Origin of the sequence: Actinokineospora globicatena, from assembly GCF_024171945.1 — a bacterium.
In the GTDB taxonomy this organism is placed as follows: Bacteria; Actinomycetota; Actinomycetes; order Mycobacteriales; family Pseudonocardiaceae; genus Actinokineospora; species Actinokineospora globicatena.
The window spans coordinates 1824249-1849291 of record NZ_JAMTCR010000002.1 but is presented as its reverse complement, the minus strand read 5'-3'; the positions used below and the strand labels follow the sequence as shown (position 1 = coordinate 1849291).

Annotated in this window: 23 protein-coding genes; 7 read left to right on the top strand and 16 right to left on the bottom strand. The window is 70.6% G+C overall.

What is annotated here, in order from left to right; translation table 11 throughout:
• Positions 1 to 53 precede the first annotated feature (53 nt).
• The 6 genes from LV79_RS09005 to LV79_RS08980 all read right to left on the bottom strand — a co-directional run bounded on the left by LV79_RS09005 (position 54) and on the right by LV79_RS08980 (position 6605).
• Positions 54 to 893 carry a hypothetical protein gene (locus tag LV79_RS09005; RefSeq protein WP_253834052.1) on the bottom strand — a complete coding sequence of 280 codons (840 nt, stop codon included), beginning with the start codon at positions 891 to 893 and terminating at the stop codon, positions 54 to 56.
• Between the two features lie 104 nt (positions 894 to 997).
• Positions 998 to 1807, bottom strand: a complete 810-nt coding sequence (locus LV79_RS09000; RefSeq protein WP_253834051.1) for a hypothetical protein — start codon at positions 1805 to 1807, stop codon at positions 998 to 1000.
• Between the two features lie 76 nt (positions 1808 to 1883).
• On the bottom strand, positions 1884 to 2354 hold the full coding sequence (gene purE, locus LV79_RS08995; RefSeq protein WP_253835930.1) for a 5-(carboxyamino)imidazole ribonucleotide mutase: 471 nt from the start codon (positions 2352 to 2354) through the stop codon (positions 1884 to 1886).
• A gap of 145 nt (positions 2355 to 2499) precedes the next feature.
• Entirely contained in the window at positions 2500 to 3684 is a 1185-nt protein-coding gene (locus LV79_RS08990; protein ID WP_253834050.1) for a 5-(carboxyamino)imidazole ribonucleotide synthase, read from the bottom strand.
• A gap of 12 nt (positions 3685 to 3696) precedes the next feature.
• Positions 3697 to 4725, bottom strand: coding sequence for a glycosyltransferase 87 family protein (locus LV79_RS08985; protein WP_253834049.1), 1029 nt, complete (start codon positions 4723 to 4725; stop codon positions 3697 to 3699).
• Between the two features lie 1052 nt (positions 4726 to 5777).
• Entirely contained in the window at positions 5778 to 6605 is an 828-nt protein-coding gene (locus LV79_RS08980; RefSeq protein WP_253834048.1) for a GGDEF domain-containing protein, read from the bottom strand.
• A 182-nt stretch (positions 6606 to 6787) separates the two neighbouring features.
• On the opposite strand from LV79_RS08980, the gene LV79_RS33760 reads away from it, so the two are divergent.
• Positions 6788 to 9061 (top strand): sigma-70 family RNA polymerase sigma factor, encoded by a 2274-nt coding sequence (locus LV79_RS33760; protein WP_285469433.1) that lies wholly within the window; start codon positions 6788 to 6790, stop codon positions 9059 to 9061.
• Between the two features lie 71 nt (positions 9062 to 9132).
• A complete protein-coding gene (locus LV79_RS08965) occupies positions 9133 to 9672 on the top strand; it encodes a GtrA family protein (RefSeq protein ID WP_253834047.1) in 540 nt (179 codons plus the stop codon).
• Here the strand turns inward: LV79_RS08965 and LV79_RS08960 are convergent.
• Both LV79_RS08960 and LV79_RS08955 read right to left on the bottom strand, forming a co-directional pair.
• Positions 9669 to 10967, bottom strand: a complete 1299-nt coding sequence (locus tag LV79_RS08960) for a sensor histidine kinase (protein WP_253834045.1) — start codon at positions 10965 to 10967, stop codon at positions 9669 to 9671. The genes LV79_RS08965 and LV79_RS08960 overlap by 4 nt on opposite strands.
• A 2-nt stretch (positions 10968 to 10969) precedes the next feature.
• Positions 10970 to 11638, bottom strand: coding sequence for a response regulator transcription factor (locus LV79_RS08955; protein ID WP_092778371.1), 669 nt, complete (start codon positions 11636 to 11638; stop codon positions 10970 to 10972).
• Positions 11639 to 11677: 39 nt separating this feature from the next.
• Between LV79_RS08955 and hisN the strand changes: the two genes are divergently transcribed.
• Positions 11678 to 12457: a histidinol-phosphatase gene (gene hisN / locus LV79_RS08950; RefSeq protein WP_253834043.1), complete on the top strand. Its 780-nt coding sequence runs from the start codon at positions 11678 to 11680 to the stop codon at positions 12455 to 12457.
• Here the strand turns inward: hisN and LV79_RS08945 are convergent.
• From LV79_RS08945 to LV79_RS08910, 8 genes are all read right to left on the bottom strand, one after another.
• Positions 12434 to 12706: a hypothetical protein gene (locus tag LV79_RS08945; protein ID WP_253834041.1), complete on the bottom strand. Its 273-nt coding sequence runs from the start codon at positions 12704 to 12706 to the stop codon at positions 12434 to 12436. The genes hisN and LV79_RS08945 overlap by 24 nt on opposite strands.
• On the bottom strand, positions 12703 to 15174 hold the full coding sequence (locus tag LV79_RS08940) for a glycohydrolase toxin TNT-related protein (protein WP_253834039.1): 2472 nt from the start codon (positions 15172 to 15174) through the stop codon (positions 12703 to 12705). Before LV79_RS08940 ends, LV79_RS08945 begins: the two co-directional genes overlap by 4 nt.
• A gap of 9 nt (positions 15175 to 15183) precedes the next feature.
• A complete protein-coding gene (locus LV79_RS08935) occupies positions 15184 to 15489 on the bottom strand; it encodes a WXG100 family type VII secretion target (protein ID WP_253834038.1) in 306 nt (101 codons plus the stop codon).
• Positions 15489 to 15914, bottom strand: coding sequence for a YbaB/EbfC family nucleoid-associated protein (locus tag LV79_RS08930; RefSeq protein WP_253834037.1), 426 nt, complete (start codon positions 15912 to 15914; stop codon positions 15489 to 15491). Before LV79_RS08930 ends, LV79_RS08935 begins: the two co-directional genes overlap by 1 nt.
• 134 nt (positions 15915 to 16048) lie before the next feature.
• Positions 16049 to 16777 (bottom strand): SAM-dependent methyltransferase, encoded by a 729-nt coding sequence (locus tag LV79_RS08925; RefSeq protein ID WP_253834036.1) that lies wholly within the window; start codon positions 16775 to 16777, stop codon positions 16049 to 16051.
• Between the two features lie 55 nt (positions 16778 to 16832).
• Positions 16833 to 17774: a hydroxymethylglutaryl-CoA lyase gene (locus LV79_RS08920; RefSeq protein ID WP_253834035.1), complete on the bottom strand. Its 942-nt coding sequence runs from the start codon at positions 17772 to 17774 to the stop codon at positions 16833 to 16835.
• Position 17775: 1 nt separating this feature from the next.
• The gene (locus LV79_RS08915; protein WP_253834034.1) at positions 17776 to 18366 is read right to left on the bottom strand and encodes a PH domain-containing protein; all 591 of its coding nucleotides are present in this window, start codon (positions 18364 to 18366) and stop codon (positions 17776 to 17778) included.
• A gap of 84 nt (positions 18367 to 18450) precedes the next feature.
• Positions 18451 to 19245 (bottom strand): biotin--[acetyl-CoA-carboxylase] ligase, encoded by a 795-nt coding sequence (locus LV79_RS08910; protein ID WP_253834033.1) that lies wholly within the window; start codon positions 19243 to 19245, stop codon positions 18451 to 18453.
• A gap of 169 nt (positions 19246 to 19414) precedes the next feature.
• Between LV79_RS08910 and LV79_RS08905 the strand changes: the two genes are divergently transcribed.
• The 4 genes from LV79_RS08905 (at position 19415) to LV79_RS08890 (ending at position 24911) form a co-directional block, all read left to right on the top strand.
• Positions 19415 to 21037 (top strand): acyl-CoA carboxylase subunit beta, encoded by a 1623-nt coding sequence (locus LV79_RS08905; protein WP_253834032.1) that lies wholly within the window; start codon positions 19415 to 19417, stop codon positions 21035 to 21037.
• A gap of 10 nt (positions 21038 to 21047) precedes the next feature.
• Positions 21048 to 21260, top strand: coding sequence for an acyl-CoA carboxylase subunit epsilon (locus tag LV79_RS08900; RefSeq protein WP_253834030.1), 213 nt, complete (start codon positions 21048 to 21050; stop codon positions 21258 to 21260).
• Positions 21261 to 21468: 208 nt separating this feature from the next.
• Positions 21469 to 23073 carry an MFS transporter gene (locus LV79_RS08895; protein WP_253834028.1) on the top strand — a complete coding sequence of 535 codons (1605 nt, stop codon included), beginning with the start codon at positions 21469 to 21471 and terminating at the stop codon, positions 23071 to 23073.
• Between the two features lie 11 nt (positions 23074 to 23084).
• On the top strand, positions 23085 to 24911 hold the full coding sequence (locus tag LV79_RS08890; protein ID WP_253834020.1) for a Xaa-Pro dipeptidyl-peptidase: 1827 nt from the start codon (positions 23085 to 23087) through the stop codon (positions 24909 to 24911).
• The last annotated feature ends 132 nt before the right edge of the window (positions 24912 to 25043 follow it).

Here is a 25043-nt window from a genome sequence, read left to right as displayed (position 1 = left end):
CACCGTTTCGTCCTGACCAGGCGCGCGTTACCCGCCTCACCCGGTCAGCCCAGCTAGTCGACGTACCCACCGCCGACGAGCATGAAGGCCAGCGCCACCACGCAGGGCACCGTGCCTGCCACGTACGCGACCACGCCACGGGCCCATCCCGTGCGCCATCCAGGTCGGGTCAGCGCCCACTGCCAGGCCAGCACCGTGCAGCCGCCGATCACCGCCGCAGGTTGGAGCCAGTCGGCGAACACGCCGCTGAACAGCGCCTTGGAGAACGCGAGGAGCGCGAGCCAGCCGACCGCCACGCCCACCATGAGCAGCGTGGCCTTCGCGGCAGGCGCGGGTCCCGAGAAACCGACGACGAGGGCGGCCGCCAGGGGCAGCACGAAGAGCATGAACGGCACCACGATCGGCATGCCGTTGTCGAAGCGCCACCACGGCATGGCGCCAGCGGCGACGGTGTCGAACTCGGCACGGGTCAGGCCGAGACCGTCGGCCAAGACCGCGCCGAGGGACAGGGACGTGTCCGAGCTGTAGTTGGGCACGCACGACCGCGCCTGGCCCGCGTAAGAGGCAACGCACGTCGCATCGCGACTCGGGTACTCGTCGTAGGTCGTCGCGACTCGCAGCGGCTTTCCTAAGACGTCCATCGTGCAGACAGCGGTCCGGTCGTCTTGCCGCACGCAGTCCAACACCTCGCCCGGGATGAGAGCGTAAAGCCCGTCGGCGTGCTCGATGGTGATCCTGGAGATACCGCGGCCGTCATCCCTGTTCGGCGCGAGCAGCGCCAGCACGCCGCAGGCGAGGAACAGCAGGACGATCAGCCCACCGGGCACCAACGCCCGGACGGTGACGCTTGGTGCGGCGACATCTGGTGTGGTGACCGGCGCGATCGTGGACATCAGGCTCCTCCCGGAGACCTAGCTCGACACCCACCGTGTCGCCTTGCCCACCGGCGCGTTACGAGCCTCACCCGGTCAGCCCCGGCCGAGTGGACCGCCCGCCGCTAGATGGTCGCGCCGCCGAGGAGGACGAACACCATCGCCGTCACGCAGGTCAGGCCGCTGAGCACGAGCGTCTCCAGGCCGCGGGCGAACCCGGTGCGCCATCCCGGTCTGGTCAGCGCCCATTGCCAGGCCACCACGGTGATGCCGCCGATGACGGCGGCGGGGATCAGCAGGTCGATCATCCGGTCCGTGTGCACCGCGGTCGCGAAGACGAGCAGCGCGAACCACCCCACGGCCGTGGCCATCATCAGCAGCGGTGCCTCGGCGGCGCGGGTGCGGCCGGTGAACCCGACGACCAGGGCGGCGACGAGCGGCAGCACGAAGACCACGACAGGCAACAGGATGTGCCCGCCCTCCTGGAACCGCCACCACGGCACCACCTGGTCGGCGGCGAGCTCGAACTCCTCCGGGGTCAGGTCGAGCCCCGGCAGGTAGGCGCCGACGGTGTAGTCCGGGTCCATCGCGTAGCTCGGGGCGCACGACGTGGACCGGCCCGCGTAGGTCGCCGAGCACGACGCGTACCGGTCGCCGTCCGTGCCGCCGTGGGTCATGGCGACCCGCAGCGGCTCACCGAGGATGTCCACCGTGCAGGTGGCGGTCCGGTCCTGCCGCGCGCACTCCAGCACCTCGTGCGGGACGGTCATGTCGTGGACGCTGCCCAGTGCGATGTGGATCTCACTGATGTCCGCGTCGTCACCGGTGCGCGGGGCGAGCAGGGCGAGCACGCCGACGGCCAGGAACAGCAGGACGAGCAGGCCACCGGGCACCAACGCCCTGGCGGTGACGCCGGGCGGGGCGGTCGTGGTCATCGGGCTCCTCAGCAAGATCGAACGAGACACCCGGCCTGTCGGTTCTGACCTGCCCGCGTTACCCCTGCTGGTCCGGTCAGCCCAGCGACGCCCGCAGCGCGGCGTCCTTCTCCAGCACCAACGCCTCCAGCGACGCCTGGAACTCGGCCATCCTGGCGCGCAAGGACTCGTCAGCCGCCGCGAGGATCCGCACGGCGAGCAAGCCCGCGTTGCGCGCGCCGCCGACCGACACCGTGGCGACCGGCACGCCCGCGGGCATCTGCACGATCGAGAGCAGCGAGTCCATCCCGTCGAGGTACTTCAGCGGCACCGGCACGCCGATGACCGGCAGCACGGTGGCCGAGGCGACCATGCCCGGCAGGTGCGCGGCGCCCCCGGCCCCGGCGATGACCACCTTGAGGCCGCGCTCGGCCGCGGTGGTGGCGTAGTCGAGCATGCGCTGCGGGGTGCGGTGCGCGGAGATGACGCTGACCTCGTGCGGCACGTCGAACTCGGCCAACGCCTCGGCGGCCAGCCGCATGACGGGCCAGTCCGAGTCACTGCCCATGATCACGCCGACGGCGGGGGTGTCGGACACCGGTTGTGCTCCTGTCTCGGGGAACTCGGGACGCGCGGGCAGGTCTCACTGCCTGCCCGCGCGCGGTAGGGCTAACGGATCCGGCCGCGCGGTAGGGCTAGTGGATCCGGTAGAGCTAGTGGATCTCGTGGCCGTCGAGCCACTCAGCGGTGGACAGCCAGTGCGCGGCCAGCTTGGCGCGCGTGCGGGTCTCGGTGAGATCGGTGCCGAGGAAGGTCACGTGCCCGACCTTGCGACCGGGGCGCTCCTGCTTGCCGTAGTTGTGCACGCGCGCGTCGCGGAACCGGGCGAAGAGGTGGTGCACCCGCTCGTCGACGCCCATGGCCGGGGCCTGCGCGGCACCGAGCACGTTCGCCATCACCACGACGGGGGCCACCGGGTCGGTCGCGCCGAGCGGGTAGTCCAAGACGGCCCGCAGGTGCTGCTCGAACTGCGAGGTCAGCGCGCCGTCGATGCTCCAGTGCCCGGAGTTGTGCGGGCGCATCGCGAGCTCGTTGACGACCACGCCCGCGTCGGTCTCGAACAGCTCGACGGCCAGCACACCGACCACGCCGAGCTCGTCGGCGACGCGCAGCGCGAGGCCCTGGGCGTGCTGCGCCAGGTCCGCGGACAGGTCCGGCGCGGGGGCGATGACCTCGACGCAGATGCCGTCGACCTGCACGGTCTCCACGACCGGCCAGCAGGCGCCCTGGCCGAACGGGGACCTGGCGACCAGCGCGGCCAGCTCGCGGCGCATCACGACCCGCTGCTCGACCAGCAGGGGCGTGCCCGCGGCGAGCAGGTCGGGGATCAGCGCGGCGGCCTCGTCGGCGTCGTCGAGCATCCACACGCCGCGGCCGTCGTAGCCACCGCGCGCGGCCTTGAGCACACACGGCCAGCCTTCGGCGTCCCCGAACTTCACGACGTCCTCGACCGCGTTGACCTCGGCGAACGCCGGGATCGGCAGCCCGAGCTCGGCGAGCTTGCGGCGCATGACCAGCTTGTCCTGGGCGTGCACCAGCGCGTCCGGTCCGGGGTGGACCTTCACGCCGTCGGCGACGAGCGCGCGCAGGTGTTCGGTGGGGACGTGCTCGTGGTCGAAGGTGACCACGTCGACGCCCTCGGCGAACCCGCGCAGCGCGTCGAGGTCGGTGTGGTGGCCGATGCTGACGTTCGGCGACACCAGGGGGGCGGGCTCGGCGGGGTCGACCGCGAGCACGTGCAGCGACTGGCCGAGCGCGACGGCGGCCTGGTGCGTCATCCGCGCCAGTTGCCCACCGCCGACCATCCCGACCACGGGGAAACCGGTACGTGCGTCCACGAGCAGGGGACTCTACCTGCGCCTGGCCAGCAGAACGGCGCCAGCCACCAGAGGGACCAGCAGGTAGGCGCTACCGATCACGTACTCCAGGACCGTCCAGTCGAACTCGACGGCCTTTCCGTTGCGCATAGCCAGAAGGACGCAACTGGCGAAGACAAGGACAACTGCGACAGTTGGCGCTATCTGCTTGCGGCTGGGATCGCGGTCCGGGAGGCGTGAGAGGAGGAAGACGACCAGTGGGACAGCCCACACCCAGTGGTGAGACCAGGAGACAGGGCTAACGAGGAGTCCGAAGAACGCGGTGACGAGCAGCGCGGGCAGCGGGCTCATCCGTCGCACCCACAGCGCGCACGGCACGGCCAGGACCAGGGCGATGGGGGCGACGACGACCATCGACCAGTCGGCGTTGTCGGTCAACCGGAGCACCAGCCCGTTGAGCGACTGGTTGCCCGCCCAGTAGATCGGCCCGATCCGCTGCGGGTCCTGCACGGCGTGCCCCCAGAACTGGCTGAAGTCGTGCCGGATCAGCAGGTACACCAGCCCCTGGAACACCACGAACGTCACCACCGCCCGCGCCGCGTCCGCCCACCGCTTCCTGAGCAGCAGGTGCCCCACGAACACCAGCGGCGTCAACTTCACCGCCGCCGCGACCCCGATCAGCACACCCCCGAACCGGCTCCCGCGCGCCCCGAGCACCAGCACGTCGATGACGACCATCGCCATCAGCACGATGTTGACCTGCCCGAGGAACACCGTCCGCCACACCGGCTCCAGTCCCAGCAGGACGACCCCCAACAGGACCGCGGTCCTCGTCGGCTCCATCCACTGTGGACGCTCCGGCAGCGCCTCGACGCACACCTTGATCACGTAGGTCAGCAGCAGCAGCGAGATCGCCGCCAACACCCCCCACGCCACCTGCGTGGGCACCAACGCCAACGGCACGAACAACACCGCCGCCGTCGGCGGATACGTAAACGGCAACCGCGCCCACGACGGCTCAGCACTCAAGAACATCCGGTCATAGAGAGGCTCGCCTTGCACCAACGCCACCGCCCCAGACCGGTACACAGCGTTGTCAACCCCCAGGTGCCACCCCAGCACCCACCCCACAACCCCCGCCACCACACACACGACCGGCAACACCAAAGCCACCAACAATGGCCGAACACGCCCACCAGACCCGGTCACACCCCACACCCAACCACGCCCCTCCCCACCCCCGCTCCCACCCCCCAAGCGATCACCCACCCTCCTCCCCCACACAACGTCCACACCGGACGAACCCCCCACCCGCACCCAACGCTTAACCCTGCGTAACCCCACCCGCACACCACCCCACCCGCACACCTAGCCCCCGCACGACGTCGGCCGCCCCGCGCCCCACCAGGCCCGCTCTCATTCCCGCCCGCGCCCCACCAAGCCCCCACGCCCAATCCCAGCCCACCCGCCAACGACTGGCCAAGACCAGACCGCATTGCCCCCACACGCCCGCCAACAACGTTGGCCCCCACTCACCCGCCGACGACGTTGCCCACCACCGCTCCACCAAGACGCGCCACCCAAAGTGCTCGATGGGGCGGACTTGTTTTGCGTGGGGAAGGACCACCCGTAGCGTCGTTCAGCGGACAGGGCCACGCTTTTCGGCCCCTGCTTTGCGGTCCTGCCACGGGTGGTCTCGGGGCCCCGCGCAAAACAAGTTCGCCCCATATCGAGCAAAGCTCGAAACTCGCGTCAGTCCGATGGCGCAGCCGAGGCGTCTACCGCAGCGAAGCGAAGGCACGAGACCCGGACTTCCCCCAGCCCACCGCCCAGCCAAACCGCCCCAGGCAGAACCGCCCCATCACACCTTCGAGCGACCCCTCTTGACACCCCCGGGGGCCACCCCCAAGCCTGGCCCGGCCCCCACCCTCTCCGGGGGGCGTCCCTGGGCCAGTCTACCGCCACCCCCCGACAGTGGATCTTGAAACCATGCCCGCAGAGATCCACATGTGGACAACTTCTGTACCCCACAAGCATGAACATCCGCCCCAAGAAACGCAGCCCACCCCAGCCCCCACCAGCACATCCACCAAACCCAGCAACCCTCGAACGAATTACGCCCGACTAATGTCCCGCAACAAGTTCACCGCAGCCGGTTCCCCAGCAGGCAACCGCTGGATCCGCACCTCCGGAGTCGCCCCCGGCCCCAGATCCGGATCCACCGTCAGCCGGTCCTTGATCAAAATCCGCGCGTCAGCAGCCCGTTCTGCCAGCGCCGGGTCACGTTCCGTCAGCACCACGGCGACCGAAGGCCCCAGCACGGCCACGCTCTCGCCGCCGTCGAAGACGGAGCGGAGGACGTCGCCGACCAGGACCATGGCCATGAGGCGGGACCAGCCGTCGACCTTGGTGAGGTCGAGGGTGGCGACTAGCAGGACGTAGCGCTCGGCGGGGCAGACGCCCTTGCGGCGGCACTCAGCGTAGATCTCGCCGAGGCGGACGCGCAGGTAGTCGGCGTTGGCCTGGCCGGAGAGGGTGTCGGTGATGTCGCCCGCGTGCAGGCGGCTCAGGGCGGCGTCGGCCCAGGCGACGGCGACCGAGCGGAGCAGGGCGGCGGGGGTGGTGTCCAGGTCGAGGCACTCGGACTCGTCGCGGGACTCCAGGACGGCGTGCAGCGCGGCGAGGTCGGCCAGGGTCTCGTCCAGGTCGGCACCGGCGAACGCGCGGGCACGGGCGAGGTCGCCGAGCGCGGCGAGCAGGTCGCCGCCGGTGAGGACGGCGGCGCAGACCTCGTCGACCTCGGGGGCGCCCCAGTCGCTGGGGAAGCGCCAACCCGCGCGTGTGCTGGCCGTGCGCCACCGCGAACGCAGCTCCTGGAGCGCGCACGAAGTACCTTGGGCATCGTCACGGTGCCTCCGCGACCCCGCTTCTCGCACCGCCACAGCTCCGAGTCCCTTCGCCGGTTCCCGAAGGAGAAGACGCGGCTCGGTTGCGGTTGTGACGCGAAACGGGTGAATCGATTGTGCGTGAAGCAATCTCCCCCGCGTGAGTGATGCGTGACGTAACGGTGAGCGTCAGTCACACTTGGTCGCGACGCGGGGGTGGAGCGGGTGAGGGGAGCACAGTGCCGACGGTTCCGGCCGAGTTCGACGGCCCGAGTGACGCCGAGCTGATCGATGCGGTGCGGTCGGGCGACGCCGCCGCGTACGGCTCGCTCTACGAGCGCCACTCCGCGGCCGCGCGCAACCTGGCCAGGCAATTGGCGCGCTCGCAGACCGAGGCCGACGACCTGGTGTCCGAGGCGTTCGCGAAGGTGCTTGAGACGCTGCGGCAGGGTCGCGGCCCCGATGCGGCGTTCCGCGCGTACCTGCTGACAGCGCTAAGGCACACCGCCTACGACAAGACCCGCCGCGACCGCAAGGTCGAGTTCTCCGACGACGTGTCCCAGGTGAGCGGTATCAACCAGGACGCGGTAAGCGTGCCGTTCTCGGATACGGCCCTCGCGGGTCTTGAGCGGTCGATGGCCGCGCGCGCGTTCCGGAAGCTGCCGGAGCGGTGGCAAGCGGTGCTGTGGCACACCGAGATCGAGGGCCAGTCCCCGGCCGAGGTCGCGCCGCTGCTCGGGTTGACCCCGAACGGCGTGTCCGCGCTGGCCTACCGCGCCAGGGAGGGCCTCAAGCAGGCCTACCTGCAGGTACACCTGGCCGAGTCCGGCGACCAGCGCTGCCGGGCGACGGCGGACCGGCTGGGCGCGTGGGTGCGCGGCGGCCTGTCGAAGCGGGAGAAGGCCCAGGTCGAGGCGCACCTGGACGAGTGCGACCGGTGCCGGGCGCTCGCGGCGGAGCTGGCGGACGTCAACAGCGGCCTGCGGCTGTTCATCGCGCCGCTGGTGCTGGGGCCGGTGGCGGTGGCCGGGTACCTCGGCGCGGCCAAGGCGACGGCCGTGGCGGGCGCCGGTGCGGCAGCGACCGGTGCCACCGGGGGCGGTGTGCTCAGCGCGATCACGAGCGCCCCCCGGCAGGCCATGACGGTCGCGGTGTCGAGTGCGGCTCTAGTGGCTGCCGTGGCCGTTGGGCTCGTAGCCGCTCCCAACAACAACCAGGTCCCGGCAGCGGCGACGGCGACCGTGCCGACGACGACCACAGCCCCCCGCACGACGAACTCCCCCGCGCCGCAGACGCCTCCCGTCACGCCGGCGGAACCGGAACCGACCACTCCGGAGCCGACCACCGAGCCGACAACCCCGGCGCCCACGACGACGACAGAACCCACAACGCCGCAGCCCACCACCACAACGCCTGCGCCTACTACTACGACCACTCCTCCGCCGGAACCGCCACAGCCGCCTACCCGCCCCAACCTGTCGGCGTCAGGCCCAGGTGGTCCGGTCTCTCTCACCCCAGGTGCACCGACCGAGGTGCCCATCACCGTGACGAACTCCGGTGACGCTGTCTCGGAGCCCGTCGTGGCAGTCCTACCTCTCCCCACGGGTGTGCGAGCCGTGTCCCCTAACCGGCTGTCGGCGCCCCCGCTGCTGCGTCTCAACGCGCAGGCCACCACCGTCGACTGCCCCGCGGGCACCGGACGGGTCGTGTGCGGCACCGGCAGAGGGCTCAACCCCGGCGAGACCGTCACCCTGGTGTACCGCTTGGTGGCCGACGACGCCCAGCTCACCGCGCAGATCTCGGGGACGCTGACCGCGGGCGCGCAGATCGAAGTGCCGTTCACCATCGGCATCGAGGTGACACCGCTACCTGACGGCGTTGACCTCACCGCCGCCATAGACGACCAAGGCCTCGTCGAACGGCTCTTGCCCTGGGGACGCGAGGTACGCGTAGCGGCGTGGGCGACCAACACCGGTGAGAGCTCCAAGCCGGTCGCGGTCACGTTCGACCGCAAGGCCCACTTCGTGACGTCGGACCGCGAGGTCGTCTGCACGGAAGCAGAGGCCTTCCTGAACTGCGTGAGCACTGCCTCGCTCCGGCCGGGCGAGCAGCTGAAGGTGGTCGCGGAGACCCGCGGGCGCCTGAGGGAGAACCGGAAGCTGACAGTCACAGCGGCGCTCGGTACCGCTACCGACAGCGTGACGCTCCGACTCCCGTGGTGGCCGATCTGCTGCGAACACATCCCGCGCCCGGACCCCAAGCCGACGACTACGGCCCCGCAGCCCACCAAGCCGACGTCGCCGCCCACCACCACCACCACGAACCCGCCGACGACCACCGGCACAACAACGACAACCACGCCGCCGACGGCAACCCTGCCTACGCCCCCTAAGCCCACAACAACGACGAAGCCGAAACCACCGGCGACGACGAAGCCAACGGACCGGCCACTGCTCCAGATCTGCCTGCAAATCGGACTTTCGCGGCCGAACCGGTGGAACTGGGACTGCTGAACAGTGACCGACGCGACTACCCACCCCGGTTGCCGGGCCCCCCGCGAACTGGGCGGATAGACTTCGCCGCCATGGCCTTCGTGGACACGGTGCTGGCCCGCTTGCCCCAGCCGGTGCGGTCGTTGCTGATCAAGCACCGGGAGATGCTCAAGTTCGCGGTGGTCGGCGGTGTGTGCTTCGTCGTGACCAACGCGGTCAACTACGCGCTCAAGCTCACCGTGCTCAACCGCAACCCGGTGACCGCCCTGATCGTGGCCGTCATCATCGCGACCATCGTGTCGTACATCCTCAACCGCGAGTGGTCCTTCCGCGACCGCGGCGGCCGGGAGCGCCCGCACGAGGCCGCGCTGTTCTTCCTGATCAGCGGGATCGGCGTCGGCCTCAACGCGCTGCCGCTGTGGGTGTCGCGGTACCTGTTCGACCTCGAGGTCCCGCACGTGACGCTGCTGACCCAGGAGATCGCCGACTTCGGCTTCGGCATCATCCTGGGCACCCTGATCGCGATGGTGTTCCGCTGGTGGGCGTTCAAGAAGTGGGTGTTCCCCGAGGCCGAGGGCCGGGTCCGGCCGCTGCGCGTGGTGCCGACCGACGAGGACGAGCAGGCCGCCTAGCGCGGTGACCGCTCGGTCGGCCAGCGCAGACCGGGGATGTTGCCCGCCTTGGGCACCGGCAGGAACACGGTGAACGTGGCCGGTCGGGCCGTGGACAGCTCCAACCTGCCGCCGTCGGACTCGACCAGGGCCCTGGCCAACGCGAGCCCGAGGCCGGTCGACCCGCCGCCGGACACGCCCCGGTCGAAGATGTGCTGGGCCAGTTCGTCCGGCACGCCCGCGCCCCCGTCGGAGACCTCGATGACCACGGTCTCGCCGCCGACGGACTCCCCCGCGCGCGAGGACAGGGCCACGGTGCCGCCGCCGTGCCGCAGGGCGTTCTCCAGGAGCACGCCGATGGTCTCGCGCAGCCGCGCCGGGGTGACCCTGGCCATCAGGCCGGGCGTGAGCTTCATCCGCAGCGTGCGGCCCTCGGAGCGCAGCATCTCGCGCCACTCGTTGGCGATGGCGGTGAGTTCCCTGGCGAGGTCGACCGGTTCGGCGTCGACGGCGCGGGCCTCGCGGGCGGCGGCGAGCAGCTCGTCGAGCACGTCGGCGAGGCGTTCGGCCTGGTTGAGGGCCTCGCTCGCCTCAGCCGCCGCGTCCGTGTCTTGCACCATGGTCAACGCCTCCAGGCGCAACTGGAGCGCGGTGAGCCTGCTGCGCAGCTGGTGCGAGACGTCTCCTACGAGATCTCGTTCCCGCTGCACGAGCTGGGCCAGCGCGGTCGCGGATGCGTCTAGAGCCTCCGCGACCATGTCTAGCTCGTAGAGGTCGTAGCGGGAGCGGTCGAGCCGGAAGTCTCCAGCACCGAGTTTCGTGGCCCGCTCCGCGACGTGACGCAGCGGTCTAGCCAACCTGCGCGCGGTAACCATGGCGACGACAGTGCCAACCGCGACGGTTAGCACCACCACCAAGGCGACCAAGGCAGCGACCTGGGTCTGCCTGGTGCGCATAGGCCCAGCGTCGATCTCCAGCAGCACAGTGCCCTGCCGCGACATCGGCGCCTCTTCGGCCACCACGTCCTCGACCGGGTCCGGGCCAAGAGAGCCCAGGACGCGTGTGCCCTCACCGGGGATCTTCACCGTGAGCCTGCCGCCGGTCGGCACCGCCAGGAGCACCTTGGTCAGGTCCACCTGCTTGCCGTTGGCGATCTCGTCGTCGAGCGTCGCGGTGACCTGCTGGGCCCGGACGGCCAGGTCCTCCCTGGTCAGCTTCTCCACGACCTGCAGCGCCGTGAGGCCGAGCGGGATGCCCAGCGCGCACGCGGTGATGGTCACCGCGAGCAGGATGGCGAGCAGGATGCGGCGGCGCACGGCTATTCGGCGTTGAACCGGAAGCCGACACCGCGCACGGTGGCGATGCGCCGCTCGGTGGAGCGCGGCCCGCCCTCACCGAGCTTGCGGCGCAACCAGGACATGTGCATGTCCAGGGTCTTGCTGGTCTTGAGCTCGGGATCGCTCCACACCTCGGTGAGGATCTCCTCCCTGGTCACGACCTGGCCCGCGCGCTGGATCAGCACCCGAAGCAGCTCGAACTCCTTGTTGGCCAGGGTGATCTCGGTGCCGTCGACGGTCACCACGCGGGCGGCGAGGTCCATCCGCACGCCGTTGACGTCGATGGCCCCCGGTGCCTGCCTGCGCAGCAGGGCCCGGATCCTGGCCAGCAGCTCGGCCAGCCGGAACGGCTTGGCCACGTAGTCGTCGGCGCCCGCGTCCAGGCCGACGACGAAGTCGACCTCGTCGGCGCGGGCGGTCAGCATCAGCACCGGTATCCCGCGGCCCGCGGCGCGTAACCGCCTGCAGACGTCGAGTCCATCGATCCCGGGCAGCCCGAGGTCGAGGACGAGCAGGTCGGGGTGGCCGGTGGAGGCCACCTCCAGCGCGGCGTGGCCGTCTCCGACAACCCGCACCTCATAGCCCTCTCGGTGCAGTGCACGCGAGAGGGGGTCCGCGATCGCCGCGTCGTCCTCGGCCAGCAGTACCACGCTCACGTGCTCCAGAGTAGGCGTGACACGATCGCGCCCGTGTCAAGCGACGACCTCAATTTCGCCCTGCGGTTGGCCGACGCGGCCGACGCGATCACCCGGGACCGCTTCCAGGCCATCGATCTGCTGGTGGAGCGCAAGCCGGACCGGACTCCGGTGACCGACGCGGACACCGCCGTCGAGGACGCCGTGCGGGCCCTGCTCGCCGAGTCCCTGCCCGCCGACAGCGTGGCCGGTGAGGAGCGAGGCGGGGACATCCGCGCTGGTCGGACCTGGGTTCTGGACCCGATCGACGGCACCAAGAACTTCCTGCGCGGGGTACCCGCGTGGGCGACGTTGATCGCGCTGGTCGTCGACGGTGTGCCGCAAGTAGGCGTGGTTAGCGCGCCCGCGCTCGGTAGCCGGTGGTGGGCCGCGCGCGGTGAGGGCGCGTGGGTGAGCCGTGGTGGTGGGGCGGCCGAACGGATCTCGGTTTCAGGGGTGCGGTCGCTCGAAGACGCCTACCTGTCCACCACGCACCTGGGTTCGTGGGTCAAGTACCACTCGCGTGAGCGCTACCTGGCGCTGCTCGACGCGTGCTGGGAGTCCCGGGCGTTCGGTGACTTCTGGCAGCACTGCCTGGTCGCGGAGGGCGCGATCGACCTCGCGGCGGAGGCGATCGTGAACCCGTGGGACGTCGCGCCGCTCCAGGTGCTGGTGGAGGAGGCCGGGGGCGGGTTCACGGACCTGAGCGGGGCGAACCGGTTCGACGGCGGCTCTGTCCTGACCTCTAACGGCCACCTGCACGAGGCAGCGCTAAGCCTTCTCGGTGACCGGTAGGACCCCGACAACACCGCGCACGACCTGCGACCAGGTGAGCCTGCCGAAGAGGTAGTGGCAGGCCACCTGCTCGTTGGTGAAGTTCGCCCAGTCGTACCGGTTGCCCTGCTCGCGCCAGAAGACTTCCCAGCTGCCCTGGTCGGGGTGGTGGAGCAGGCACCAGGCGTTGTCGGACTCTTCGCCGATGGACACGAACTCGGCCGGTATGCCAATCGCGGCGAGCAGGCCAGCGATGGTCTCGATGTTCACGGGGTCTCCTCCAGCAGACCGAGGGCGACGAGTTCGGCCGCGGAGTGGGTGGCGCGGTAGCGCTCACCGCCGCCCGGCTGTCCGAACCACGGCGCCGACAGGGTCCGCCACACCGGTAGCGGCTGGAGCACGCGGTAGCGCCGGTAGCCGGACCCCGCGTGCAGCGGGGGGAGCGCGCGGCGGGCGAACCGGGTGCCGTCGGCGCTGAAGACGCGGCCGTTAGACGTACCGAACCGGTCAATCAGTGTGCCCTCGGGGAGCACGACAGCCTCACCTGGCGCGGACCCCCCTTCCGGGAACAGCTCACTGGTCGGCCACGCGTACTCGGTGGTGCGCCGCGTGCTGGGGTCGAACGGGCGGACGAGGAACCGGTGGTCCCAGTCGCGCTCGTTAAGCCCACCGAGCGGGTCGTACGCGTGCAGTAGGTCTGGCGCCGTGCGGCCGCGCGACGGGGTGGCGTGCTGCACGGGGGTGGCGTTGTCTGCCAGGTCGGACCTGGGGTGGTCGCCGGGCGGGAAGCGCAGACCAGCCGCGAAGTCGACAGCCTCGGGCGGCGGCGGGATCTGCTGCGCGGGCTTGCTCGACCTGACCGGCAGGTGCCCCTCGGGGAACATCTGCGCCAGGAACTTGCTCGGCTGGGGCTTGTTGTCCGACCGCAGGCCGGGAACACCGACGGCCACGGCCATCACGGTGGCGCTATCGGACTGCTCTCGCTTGTCGGTGCCGTTGTCGCTGTGGTCGGGCGCGGGGAGCGACTGGTCCGGCTGCGGTGCGACGCCGGTAAGCCTGCCCGGCCCCGGCTTGCCCGCGTCTGCCTTGGCGCCGTCAGCGGTCTTAGCCCCGTCAGCGCTCTTAGCAGTGTCGCCGGGCTTCGCCGTGTCACCGGGCTTGCCGGTTTGCAGTGCTTCGGCGATGCGCCCCGGCTGGGAGTCGACGGTCTTCGCGGTCAGGTCGGCCAGGCGCGCGCCCGGTTGCCCCTTCGCGCCGGGCTCCCCGGACCTGGGCGCGGACTTCGGCGCCTCGGAGATCTTCCCGCCGGGGTCGCCCAACGGCCGACTGGTCGGGTCGCCGACGCGGGCGGCGATGTTGGCGCCCTTGGCGCCGGGCTGCGAACGCGACGTCTCACCGGTCTTGGCCGCTTGCTCGGCTGCCTTGGCGCCCGGCTCGGACCGGACCGGCTGCGGCTTCTGCTGCGGCGGCGGAGCCAGCTGCTTGTTGCCCCCGGCGTTCTGCGCGGGCACGCCGGGAACGAGCCCCGGGGCGGCCGGACGGGGCGCGACGGAGGGGCTGGACGCGGTCGGGACGCCACCGAGCGCGGGGAGCCCACCCGGGCTCACGCCGGAGAGCCTGCCGCCCCCCGGGGTGCCCGACGGCGGCGCGGACGTGGTGCCGCCCTGGTTGACGCCACCGACCGGCACACCACCGGAGGAGGAACCCGGCTGCTGGCCGACGGGGGACGAGACCTGGCTGGGCGCGTCGATGACGGCGGCGGAGGCGGCCTGGACGACATCGGTGGGCACGCCGATGTGCGGGGTCGGCTGGGTGACCACGGGCAGTGGCGGCGGCGCCTGACCGGGGATCTCCGGCAGCGTCACCGAGGGCGGCTGGACCCCGGGGAGCGTCACCGGTGGTGTCTGCGCGGCGGGCGGCGTGTGCACGATCGGGTCGACCACCGGCGCCACCGGGGGAATGACCGCGCCCGGGTTGGTGACCGCGTCCTGCACCGGCTTGAGCACGGGCGCGGTGGAGATCGCGTCCTTGAGCCCCGCGACCGGCTTGGTGATGCCGTTGAGCGTCTCGCCCGCGCCGTCGATGACGCCCCGGACGACGTGGCCGACCTGCCCGGGGATGTCCTTGACGATCTTCGTGAGCGGGGTGAGGACGGTGGAGAGCAGGCCGCCGAGCCCGAGGCCGGACCCGATGGCGCCGGGGCTGTCGTTGACCAGGTCGTTGGCGAAGTGGACGCTGGTACCCGGCTGACTGACGGTGTTGAGCAGCGAGTTGCGGATGTGCGCGACGTTGGCGGCGGTGCCCTGGATCAACCAGTCCAGGTTCAGCCGGGCGTTCTCGTTGCCCGCGGCGGTGGCGGCGTCGATCGCGTCCAGGTTCTTGGCCAGCGCGAACAGCTTGCGCAGGATCTTCACCTTGGCCGCGCCGATCTCCTCGGCGGCGTGCTCCAACCGGTCGGCCGCGGCGTTGCAGCCCTTCACGGTGGCGGTGAGGTGGCCGTTGTCGGCCTTGACGAACCGGGCCCAGTACCGCGCGGCGGCGTCGGCGGAGTCACCTTCGAACGCTGACAACGCGGCGTGCGCGGCGCTGTCAGCGTCACCGGCGAGCGCGGCCACCTGGGTGCCCGCGTGCCGCCACGCCTTCGCGGAGACGAGCATCTTGTCCTCGTCGGCCTGCGGCCAGCGGACACCGACCTTGGCCGCGACACCGGCCAGCTCGGCGGGCAACTGGATCCCCATCACGTCCCCCTAGGCGTCGAGCACGCCTGCGTTGTGGTCGTCGGTGTGCCGGTAGGCGCGGGCGGTCTCGCGGAAGCGGTCGCCTACGTCGTCGAGCTTGCCGGGGAGCGCGCCGAGCGCTTGCAGCGTCTCGTGCGCGGGCCCGGCGTGGGTCGAGGAGAAACGCAACCCGATGTCGTCGCCGCCCCAGCACGCGCCCGCCGAGCTGACCTGGTCGGCCAGTTCGCGGTGGATGCCACCGACGCGGGAGGCCAGGCCGTCGAATTGCCCGGCGCGGTGCGCGAGCCGGTCGCTGTCTACCTGGAACCTGTCCATCACGGCCTCCCCGCGTCCGGCTCAAGCCAGGCCACGTTCTCGTAGCTGTCCTCTACGACCGGCGGCGTTATCTCCGCGCGGTGCAGGTCCGCGGTTCCCCGCAGTAGAGCTTCCGGGTCGGTGCCAGAGGGCAAGACAGGGGCAACGGCGTGTCCTGCCGCGCTGGCGGCTCTAGCGTCGGCAACGGCGGCGGTGCGCACGATCACGGCGGCAAGATCCGCGGGCCGGTACACGCGGTAAGCGTCGTCGCGTAGGTCTAACGCGGTGAGGGCGCCTTGGGCGGACACGGTCGCGGTAACCACGCCGCAGTCACTAGTGGCGGATTCACTGATCGCCGACAACGCCCGGTGCACCTCGGCGAGCTGGTCCCGCCCCCGCCGGTAGTCGGCGAGGAGGTCCTCGACCTGGGCTCGGTGATCGGTCACCACGACCTCCTCAGCTTATCGGCAGCCACCGGGCTCGCGTTGGACGCGACCCGCCCGCGCCAGGTTCCCACTCCGCTCGATGATCACGCCAACCCCACCCGAGTAGTCGCCGGAGCCGGTCCCCGCGTTGCGGTTCAGCCGTTGTGCGCCACCGCGACGGCGCAGTTCAGCTCGCCGGTGACCACCGACAGCAGCACGGTGATGCCGTTGTCCATGGCCACGACCCCTTCCGCACCGTAGCGGTCGAACAGCGCCAGGTGGTGCTCTTGGAACAACTGCGCCCACATGTCCCACGTGCGGCCGACCCGCGGTCCCGCGCCGAGGTCGCGCACACGTTCGACCCGCAGTCCGGTGTCGTGCACGGCGTCCACGAGCCCGTGCAGGTCGGGGACGGGGACGGTGATCACAGCGCGCCCTCCGGGCCGGAGCACCCGCCGCGCCTCCGGCAGCTGCTCGACGCTCTCCTTGACCCAGACGCCGTCGAACGCGGCGTCCGGGTAGGGCAGCCGAGCACCCGCGTGTTCGAAGTGGACAGTGGAGGTGCGCAGGTCGGCGGCGGTGCTGACCTCGACCGGGTTGGCCGAGCAGCCGGTGATCCGGATGTCCCTGGTCGCCGCCATCCGCACCGGGGCGGCACCGGAACCGAAGCCGATGTCCAGGACGTGGTCGCCCGCGCGGACCCCGAGCAGGTCGGCGACCTGGCCGACGACGCGCTCCTGGGCCCAGTCGAGCCACTGCCAGGGGGTTCCGGTGTGGTCGTCAGTGGCCAGCCACGCGCCGATGTGGTGACTAGGACCAAGACACAGGTCGTAGAGCGCGCCGTGGGCGGACGGGGACCACGTGGGCAAGGGGCTGGCGGCCATCGTCGAACCTCCCCGCCCAACGTCTCACCGAGCGTGGCGGCCTGTCAACGGCGTGTCACCCGCGCAGCGCCTGGACCACCCGCGACGGCGCGGGCCTGCCCAGCCGGCCCGCCATCCACGCGCTGGTGTCGGCGAGCTTGTCCAGGTCGACGCCGGTCTGGACGCCGAGGCCGTCGAGCATCCACACCAGGTCCTCGGTGGCGAGGTTGCCGGTGGCCGACTCGGCGTAGGGGCAACCGCCGAGGCCGCCCGCGGACGAGTCGACCGTGGTGACGCCCAACCGCAGCGCGGCGAGGGTGTTCGACAGGGCCTGGCCGTAGGTGTCGTGGAAGTGAACCGCGATGTCGCCGATCGGGACCCCGACGCTCGAGGTGGCGGCGATGACGGACTCGACCTGGCCGGGGGTGGCGACGCCGATGGTGTCGCCGAGGGACAGCTGCGAGCAGCCCATGTCCATCAGGCGCTTGCCTACCGAAGCGACCTGGTCGGCGGCAACGGCGCCCTCCCACGGGTCGCCGAAGCACATCGACACGTAGGCGCGCACGTCCAAGCCCTCGGCGCGGGCGCGCGTGACGACCGGGTCGAACATGCCGAACTGTTCGTCCAGGGTGCGGTTGAGGTTGCGCTTGGCGAAGGTCTCGGTAGCGCTACCGAAGATCGCGATGTGCTGCACGCCTGCGGCTAGAGCCCGGTCCAGGCCTCGCTCGTTCGGCACGAGGACGGGGTAAGAGACACCGTCGACCTTGGTCAGGCCTGCCAGCAGCTCTTCGGCGTCAGCGAGCTGGGGGACCCACTTGGGGTGCACGAAGCTCGTCGCCTCCAGGACGCCCAAGCCCGCGTCAGCCAGGCGGGCCAGGAACTCCAGCTTCACGTCGACCGGCACGACCGTGGACTCGTTCTGCAGTCCGTCGCGCGCGCCCACCTCCCAGATGGTGACGCGCTCGGGGAGTCCGTTGGCCTTGACCGTCGCCGGTAGGCCTACCTCACGGGCACCCACGTCAGCGCCGTCCCTGCTCGGGGTAGTCACCTTCCCGCGGACCGCGGTACTCCTCGCGCACGGCGCCGCGGCGGTCGTCCTCGCGGGGCGCACGGCCGAAGTCGTCGTACGGGTTGTCGTTCACCTCGCGGTAGAGCAGGGTGTGCACCTTCTCGACGTTGGGGATGTCGTCGAACTCGAGCGGCTCCTGGGAGCTGGACTCGATGATCAGGGTGCCGCAGCCGACGATCCGGTCGACCAGCCCGTGCTCGAACCGGACGCTGCTGATCCTGGCCAGCGGGATGTCGATGCCGGTGCGCTTGACCACGCCCATCCGGAACATCACCCGGTCGGTGGTCACGATGAAGTGGGTGGTCCGCCACCGCACGAACGGCGCGAGGAAGCCCCAGATGATCAGCACCAGCGCGACCGCGCCGAGGATGATGTAGGCGACCATCGCCCAGGACAGGTCCTGCGCCAGCACGGCGAGCCAGATGCCCGCGGTGAGGGTCAGCAGCAGGATCACGTACGGCAGCAGCAGCATCTTCCAGTGCGGGTGCCGGTGGAGCACGACCTGCTCGCCTTCGCTGAGCACGTCATCGGGGTATGCCACGGTGTCCTCCCGATCATCACTGGTGACGCGGCTACCGTACTCGGGCCGGGACCCCGTGGGAGTGCGGAGTGGTGAACTCCGCGATCACGTCCCCGGGCGCACGTGGACGACGTCGCCTGCGGACAGCGTGCGCGCGGTGCCGTTCACATCAACGACCAGTCGGCCCTCACCGTCGACATCGGTCGCGAGGCCCTGCAGGTTCGACCCGTCAGGTAGCTCTACCCGGATGCGTTGGCCCAGAGTTGCGCAGCTGCCGCGGTACTCGGTGAGCAGGCCGGAGGTGACCAGATCGCCCTGTGCGCCGCGCCAAGACCGCTCGGCCTCGGCGAACGCCCGCAGCAGCGCGATCGCGACCTCGGTGCGGTCGCCGCTACCGCCCTCTTGGGCCAGGGACGTCGCGGGCAGCCCACCTGGGCCGACCGGGACCTCACCGGGCAGCGCGGCGACGTTGAGCCCGACGCCGACGACGACCGCGTTCGGGGTGGCCTCGGCGAGGACCCCGGCGCACTTGGCCATGTTGACGCCAGCGAGCAAGTCGTTAGGCCATTTGAGTGAGGCGATGACCCCGGCGTGGCGCGCGGTGCGGATCAGGGCGACCCCTGCGACCAGGGAGAGAGAGCCGTACCGGGACACCGGGACACCCTCTGGCCGGAGCAAGACGCTCAGGTAGAGCCCAGTGGCGGGAGGGGAGACCCAGTCCCGGGCACGCCTACCGCGTCCGGCGGTCTGCTGCTCGGCGATGAGCACCGTCCGGTCGGCGGCGCTACCTGCCGCTGCGACGAGGTCCGCGTTGGTGGAGCCGGTTGAGTCGACCACGTCCACCGCGGCGTAGGTGCCGTGCAAGGCGGCGCGCAGTGCCTCGGCGTCTAGAGCTGCCATGCGCCCAAGAGTAGAGCCGACCCCCTGACCCGGCCGGTCGGAGCGGAACGACCGGGTGGGGGCGGCGGATAAGACTCTGCGATCTCAACCTCGGTAGAGGTCAAGAGGCCTGTGGTGTGCCCTACGCCTCGCCCCTGGTTTCACCTCTCGGTCGCTAGGCTGCCGGGCCATGAGCAGCGCGACCGAGCCGACGGGCGAGCCGGACACACACACCACGGCAGGCAAGCTCGCCGACCTGTACCGGCGCTACGACGAGGCCGTCCACGCAGGCTCGGCTCGCGCGGTCGAGAAGCAGCACGCCAAGGGCAAGAAGACCGCGCGCGAGCGGATCGACGCGCTGCTCGACCCGGGTAGCTTCATCGAGCTCGACGAGCTGGCGCGGCACCGGTCGACGAACTTCGGCCTGGAGAAGAACCGGCCCTACGGCGACGGCGTGGTCACCGGCTACGGCACCGTCGACGGCCGCCCGGTGTGCGTGTTCAGCCAGGACGTCACCGTGTTCGGCGGGTCGCTCGGCCAGGTGTACGGGGAGAAGATCGTCAAGGTGATGGACCTGGCGATCAAGACCGGCCGGCCGATCGTGGGCATCAACGAGGGCGGCGGCGCGCGGATCCAGGAGGGCGTGGTCTCCCTCGGCCTCTACGGCGAGATCTTCCGCCGCAACACCCTGGCCTCCGGGGTCATCCCGCAGATCTCGCTGATCATGGGCGCGAACGCGGGCGGGCACGTGTACTCGCCCGCGCTGACCGACTTCATCGTGATGGTCGACCAGACCTCGCAGATGTTCATCACCGGCCCGGACGTGGTCAAGACGGTCACCGGCGAGGAGGTGACGCTGGAGGAGCTGGGTGGCGCGCGCACGCACAACACCAAGTCCGGCGTCGCGCACTACATGGGCGCCGACGAGGACGACGCGATCGCCTACGTCAAGGAACTGCTCTCGTACCTGCCGTCGAACAACCTGTCCGAGCCGCCGGTGTTCCCCGGGTTCACCGCCGACGCCCCGGTCACCGAGGACCTCACCGACGGCGACCGCGAGCTCGACACCCTGATCCCGGACTCGGCGAACCAGCCCTACGACATCCACGAGGTCATCACCCGGGTCGTCGACGAGGGCGAGTTCCTGGAGGTCCACCCGCTGTTCGCGCCCAACATCGTGGTCGGCTTCGGCCGCGTCGAGGGCCGCAGCGTCGGCGTCGTGGCCAATCAGCCGACCCAGTTCGCGGGCTGCCTGGACATCGACGCCTCCGAGAAGGCGGCCCGGTTCGTCCGCACCTGCGACGCGTTCAACATCCCGGTCCTGACCTTCGTCGACGTCCCGGGCTTCCTCCCGGGCACCGACCAGGAGTTCGACGGCATCATCCGCCGCGGCGCCAAGCTCATCTACGCCTACGCCGAGGCCACCGTCCCTCTAGTCACGGTCATCACGCGCAAGGCATACGGCGGCGCTTACGACGTCATGGGCTCCAAGCACCTCGGCGCGGACATCAACCTCGCGTGGCCTACCGCGCAGATCGCCGTCATGGGTGCTTCCGGGGCGTCGAACATCCTCCACCGCAAGACGTTGAAGGCCGCTCTAGACGCGGGCGAGGACGTGGACGCACTACGCGCGAAGCTGGACCGCGAGTACGAGGACACCCTGCTGAACCCGTACGTCGCGGCGGAGCGGGGCTACGTGGACTCGGTAATCCCGCCTTCGCACACTCGTGGCTACATCGCGCGTGCGCTCCGGTTGCTTGCGGACAAGCGCGAGACTCTTCCCCCGAAGAAGCACGGCAACATCCCCCTGTAGAGGAGCAACCGTGAGCCCTGAACCCGTACTCCGTGTCGTCCGAGGTAACCCTGACGCAGCCGAGTTGGCGGCGCTGACGGTAGTGGTAGCGGCTGCCGCTAGCGCCCCCGCGGAACCCCCGGCTCCTTTGTCGACAAGCGCGTGGTCAGACAAGAGCTCACTGGTCCGTCGCCCATTGCCCCACGGCCCGGGCGCCTGGCGCAGTTCCGGCCTCCCCCGGTAGCTCGATCCACATGGGCCCGAGTTGTCCACAGCGCCACGGCGTGACTGCCTGCTCGGCTCATGACCCTCGATAGGCTGTGAGTCGGGGGCCGCTCAGCGCGGTTTGATCTTGAGGTCGCTCCCCCGGGCGGGCCGAACCGGGGGAAAGCCGGGCCTTAGGCTCATGGGCGGTGGCCCGGGTGGCGGGGTCCGGGGCTGGAGTTGGGTAGATGAGCGGTGGGGTGCGCGGCCCGTGGGTGGCGCTTGCGGCGCTGTGCGCGTGCTTCTTCATGGTCATGCTCGACTCCACCATCGTCACCGTGGCCATCCCGGCGATGCTGGGGAGCCTGGACGCCACGCTGAACCAGGTGATCTGGGTCAACAGCGTGTACCTGCTGGCCAACACGGTGCCGCTGCTGCTGACCGGGCGGCTCGGGGACCGGTTCGGGCCCAAGCGGGTGCTGGTCTTCGGCCTGGTGTTGTTCCTCGGCGCGTCGCTCTGGTGTGGACTGTCGACTTCGGCCGGGTCGCTGATCGCGGCGCGGGCGGTGCAGGGGCTCGGCGCGGCGGCGATGACCCCGCAGACGCTCTCGTTCATCACCGGGCTGTTCCCGCCGGAGAAGCGCGGCGCGCCGATCGCGGTGTGGGGTGCGGTCGCGGGGGTCGCGACGATCACCGGGCCGGTGGTCGGCGGGCTGCTGGTGCAGCACGTCGGCTGGCAGTGGATCTTCCTGCTGAACCTGCCGATCGGGGCGGTCGGGCTGGTGCTGGGGGTCTGGCTGCTGCCGGACTGGCGACCGGCCGGGCGGGTGCGGCTGGACACGACCGGCGCGCTGCTGGCGTCGGCGGGGCTCGGGCTGCTGGTGTTCGGGCTGCAGAACGGCCAGCACTACCACTGGGGGACGATCGTCGGACCGGTCGGCGTGCTGCCGGTGATCGGGATCGGGCTGGCGCTCATCGGCGGGTTCACCGTCTACCAGCGGCGCGCCCGCGACCCGCTGCTGCCGCGCGGGCTGTTCGACAACCCGATCTTCAGCTACGCCAACCTGACGCACGCCGCGCTGGGGTTCGCCACGACCGGGATGTTCCTGCCGCTGGTCATCTACGTGCAGTCGGTGCTGGGCCTGGACCCGGTCGCGTCGAGCCTGCTGTGCGCCCCGATGGCCGTGGCGGCGGGCGGCGCGGCCTGGGTGGCCGGGCGGTCGCGGGTGCCGGGGCGGACGCTGATCATGACCGGCCTCGGCGGATTGGCTGCCGGGACCGTGGTGCTCGCGCTGCTCGCCGAGCCGGACACCGAGCCGCTCATCCTCGTCCCGGGGCTGGTGGTCGCCGGGCTGGGCATCGGGCTGGTGTTCTCCCCGTTGACCGCGTCGGCGACGCTCGGGATGCCGCCGCACCTGATCGGCGCCGCCTCCGGGGTGTTCAACACGTCGCGGCAGGTCGGCGGGGTGCTTGGCAGTGCGACCACCGGACTGCTGCTGCAGGTCGGGCTCGGTTTCGCGGTCCCGCAGGCGGCGCGGGAGTACGCAAAGTTCCTGCCGCCGCGCTACGTGGACGAGTTCGTCGAGCGGATCACCGCCGCCGCGCAGACCGCGAGCCAGTTCGGCGGCGAGGGCCCGGCCGTCCCGTCGGACTGGTCGCCCGCGGTGGTCGAGAAGGTGCGCGAACTGGCCACGGACGCGTTCCACCTCGGGTTCACCAACGCGGCCAAGGCGACGCTGGTGTTGCCGGTTGTGGTCCTCATCCTGGGGATGGTGTGCGCGGCGGGCATTCGGACATCGCCAACTGGTAACGCGAAAAACTCGGGGCTGCCCAGCGAACGGGTCGGACCGTAGCGTCTGCACACATGGCTATACGGCGATCCTTGCTCACCACGGCCGTTGCTGTTATCGCGGGACTTGGCGCCACCACGGTCCCCGCGTCGGCAGCACCGGTAGCGCCTGCCGCGCTGCGTAGCGATCCCATCTACTCTTACGCGAACGCCGTGCGTGAGACCGTTTGGGTCGACACAGGTCTAACAGCGCCGAATGGTTCCCGAGTGCGGGTCGCCACCGACATCATCCGCCCGCGCGAGGCGACCGGCCGCGTTCCGGTAATCATGGACGCGAGCCCTTATTACTCCACGCTTGGGCGGGGTAACGAGAGCCAGAAGAAGACGTACGACAGCGCCGGTAAGCCGGTGCAGTTCCCGCTGCACTACGACAACTACTTCGTGCCGCGCGGTTACGCTGTCGCGCTCGTTGACCTTTCCGGCACAGCCCGCTCTAACGGCTGCGTTGACGTGGGCGGGCGCTCTGAGATTGCCTCGGCGAAGTCGGTCGTAGATTGGCTCAACGGCCGCGCGAGCGGCTACACGTCCGCGACAGGTAGCACTACCGCGACCGCGAGCTGGTCGACCGGCGCTGTCGGGATGATCGGCAAGTCGTGGGACGGCACCATCGCGAACGGCGTTGCCGCTACCGGCGTCGACGGGCTCAAGACCATCGTGCCCATCGGCGCGATCAGCTCCTGGTACGACTACTACCGCGCGTCGGGCGCTACCTTCACGAGCGGCAGCCCTGCCGGTCTCGCACAGGTGGTGGAGAACTCGGCAGGCGCCGCAAACTGCGGGTCGGTCAAGACAACTTTGACTTCCGGGTCGCCCTCTAGCGGCGACTACACCGCCATGTACCGCGAGCGGGACTACGTCGTCAACGCCGCGAACGTGAAGGCAAGCGTGTTCGCGGTGCACGGGCTCAACGACCTCAACGTGAAGACGATCAACTTCGGCCAGTGGTGGAACGCGCTGCCCGCGCGGGTCGAGCGCAAGATCTGGCTCTCGCAGACCGGCCACGTCGACCCGTTCGACTTCCGCCGCTCGGTGTGGGTGGACACGCTGCACCGGTGGTTCGACCACTACCTGCTGGGGATCGACAACGGGATCGAGCGCGAGCCCGCGTCCACTGTGGAGCAGAAGCCGGACGTGTGGAAGGACGACGCGTCGTGGCCGCTGGCCGTGTCGCCGACCACGGTGCGGCCGCGGCCCGGCACCACCGCCGGGGTGGGCACGCTGGGCACCACCGCGCCGCCCGCCGGGTCGACCGCGAGCCTGACCGACAACCGCACGAGCTCGTACGACTGGATCAACAATCCGACCACCACGTCCTCGGCGCGGGTGATCTACCGGACCGACGCGCTGCGGGATGACGTGCGTATTTCCGGGACCACGCAGATCACCGTCACGGCTACCCCGTCGCAGAGCGCGGCGCGGCTGTCGGCGGTGCTGGTCGACTACGGCTCGGCGACAATCCGCAACTACCGCACCACCGGCGAGGGCATCCGCAACCTCACCACCCGCTCCTGCTGGGGCGAAAGCACCACCGGCGACAGCGCCTGCTACCTCGACACGGCCGCGAACACCACGACCGTCTCCCAGAACATCATCGCCCGCGGCTGGGCGGACCTCGGCCACTACGCGGGCCTCGACACCCGCCGCACCCTCACCGCGGGCACCCCGTACACGATCACCTTCAACCTGGCCTCCACCGACCAGCTCATCCCCGCGGGCCACCGCCTCGCCCTGGTCATCGGCAGCACCGACACCTCCTTCATCAGCTCCGCGGGCACCAACCCCAAACTGACGATCGACCTCAGCAAGACCACCCTCCGCCTCCCCCTGGTCGGTTCTCTTTAGTCCACTGTGGACTAGTTGCCGTTGTTTGGCGCGCGAGTCGATCACCCACGCCCCCGACTTGGCCCCACGACCCATTGCCTGGTGGCGACCATGCCCGCCACCAGGCAATGCCTTCCCCAGCGGTCCCCCGAT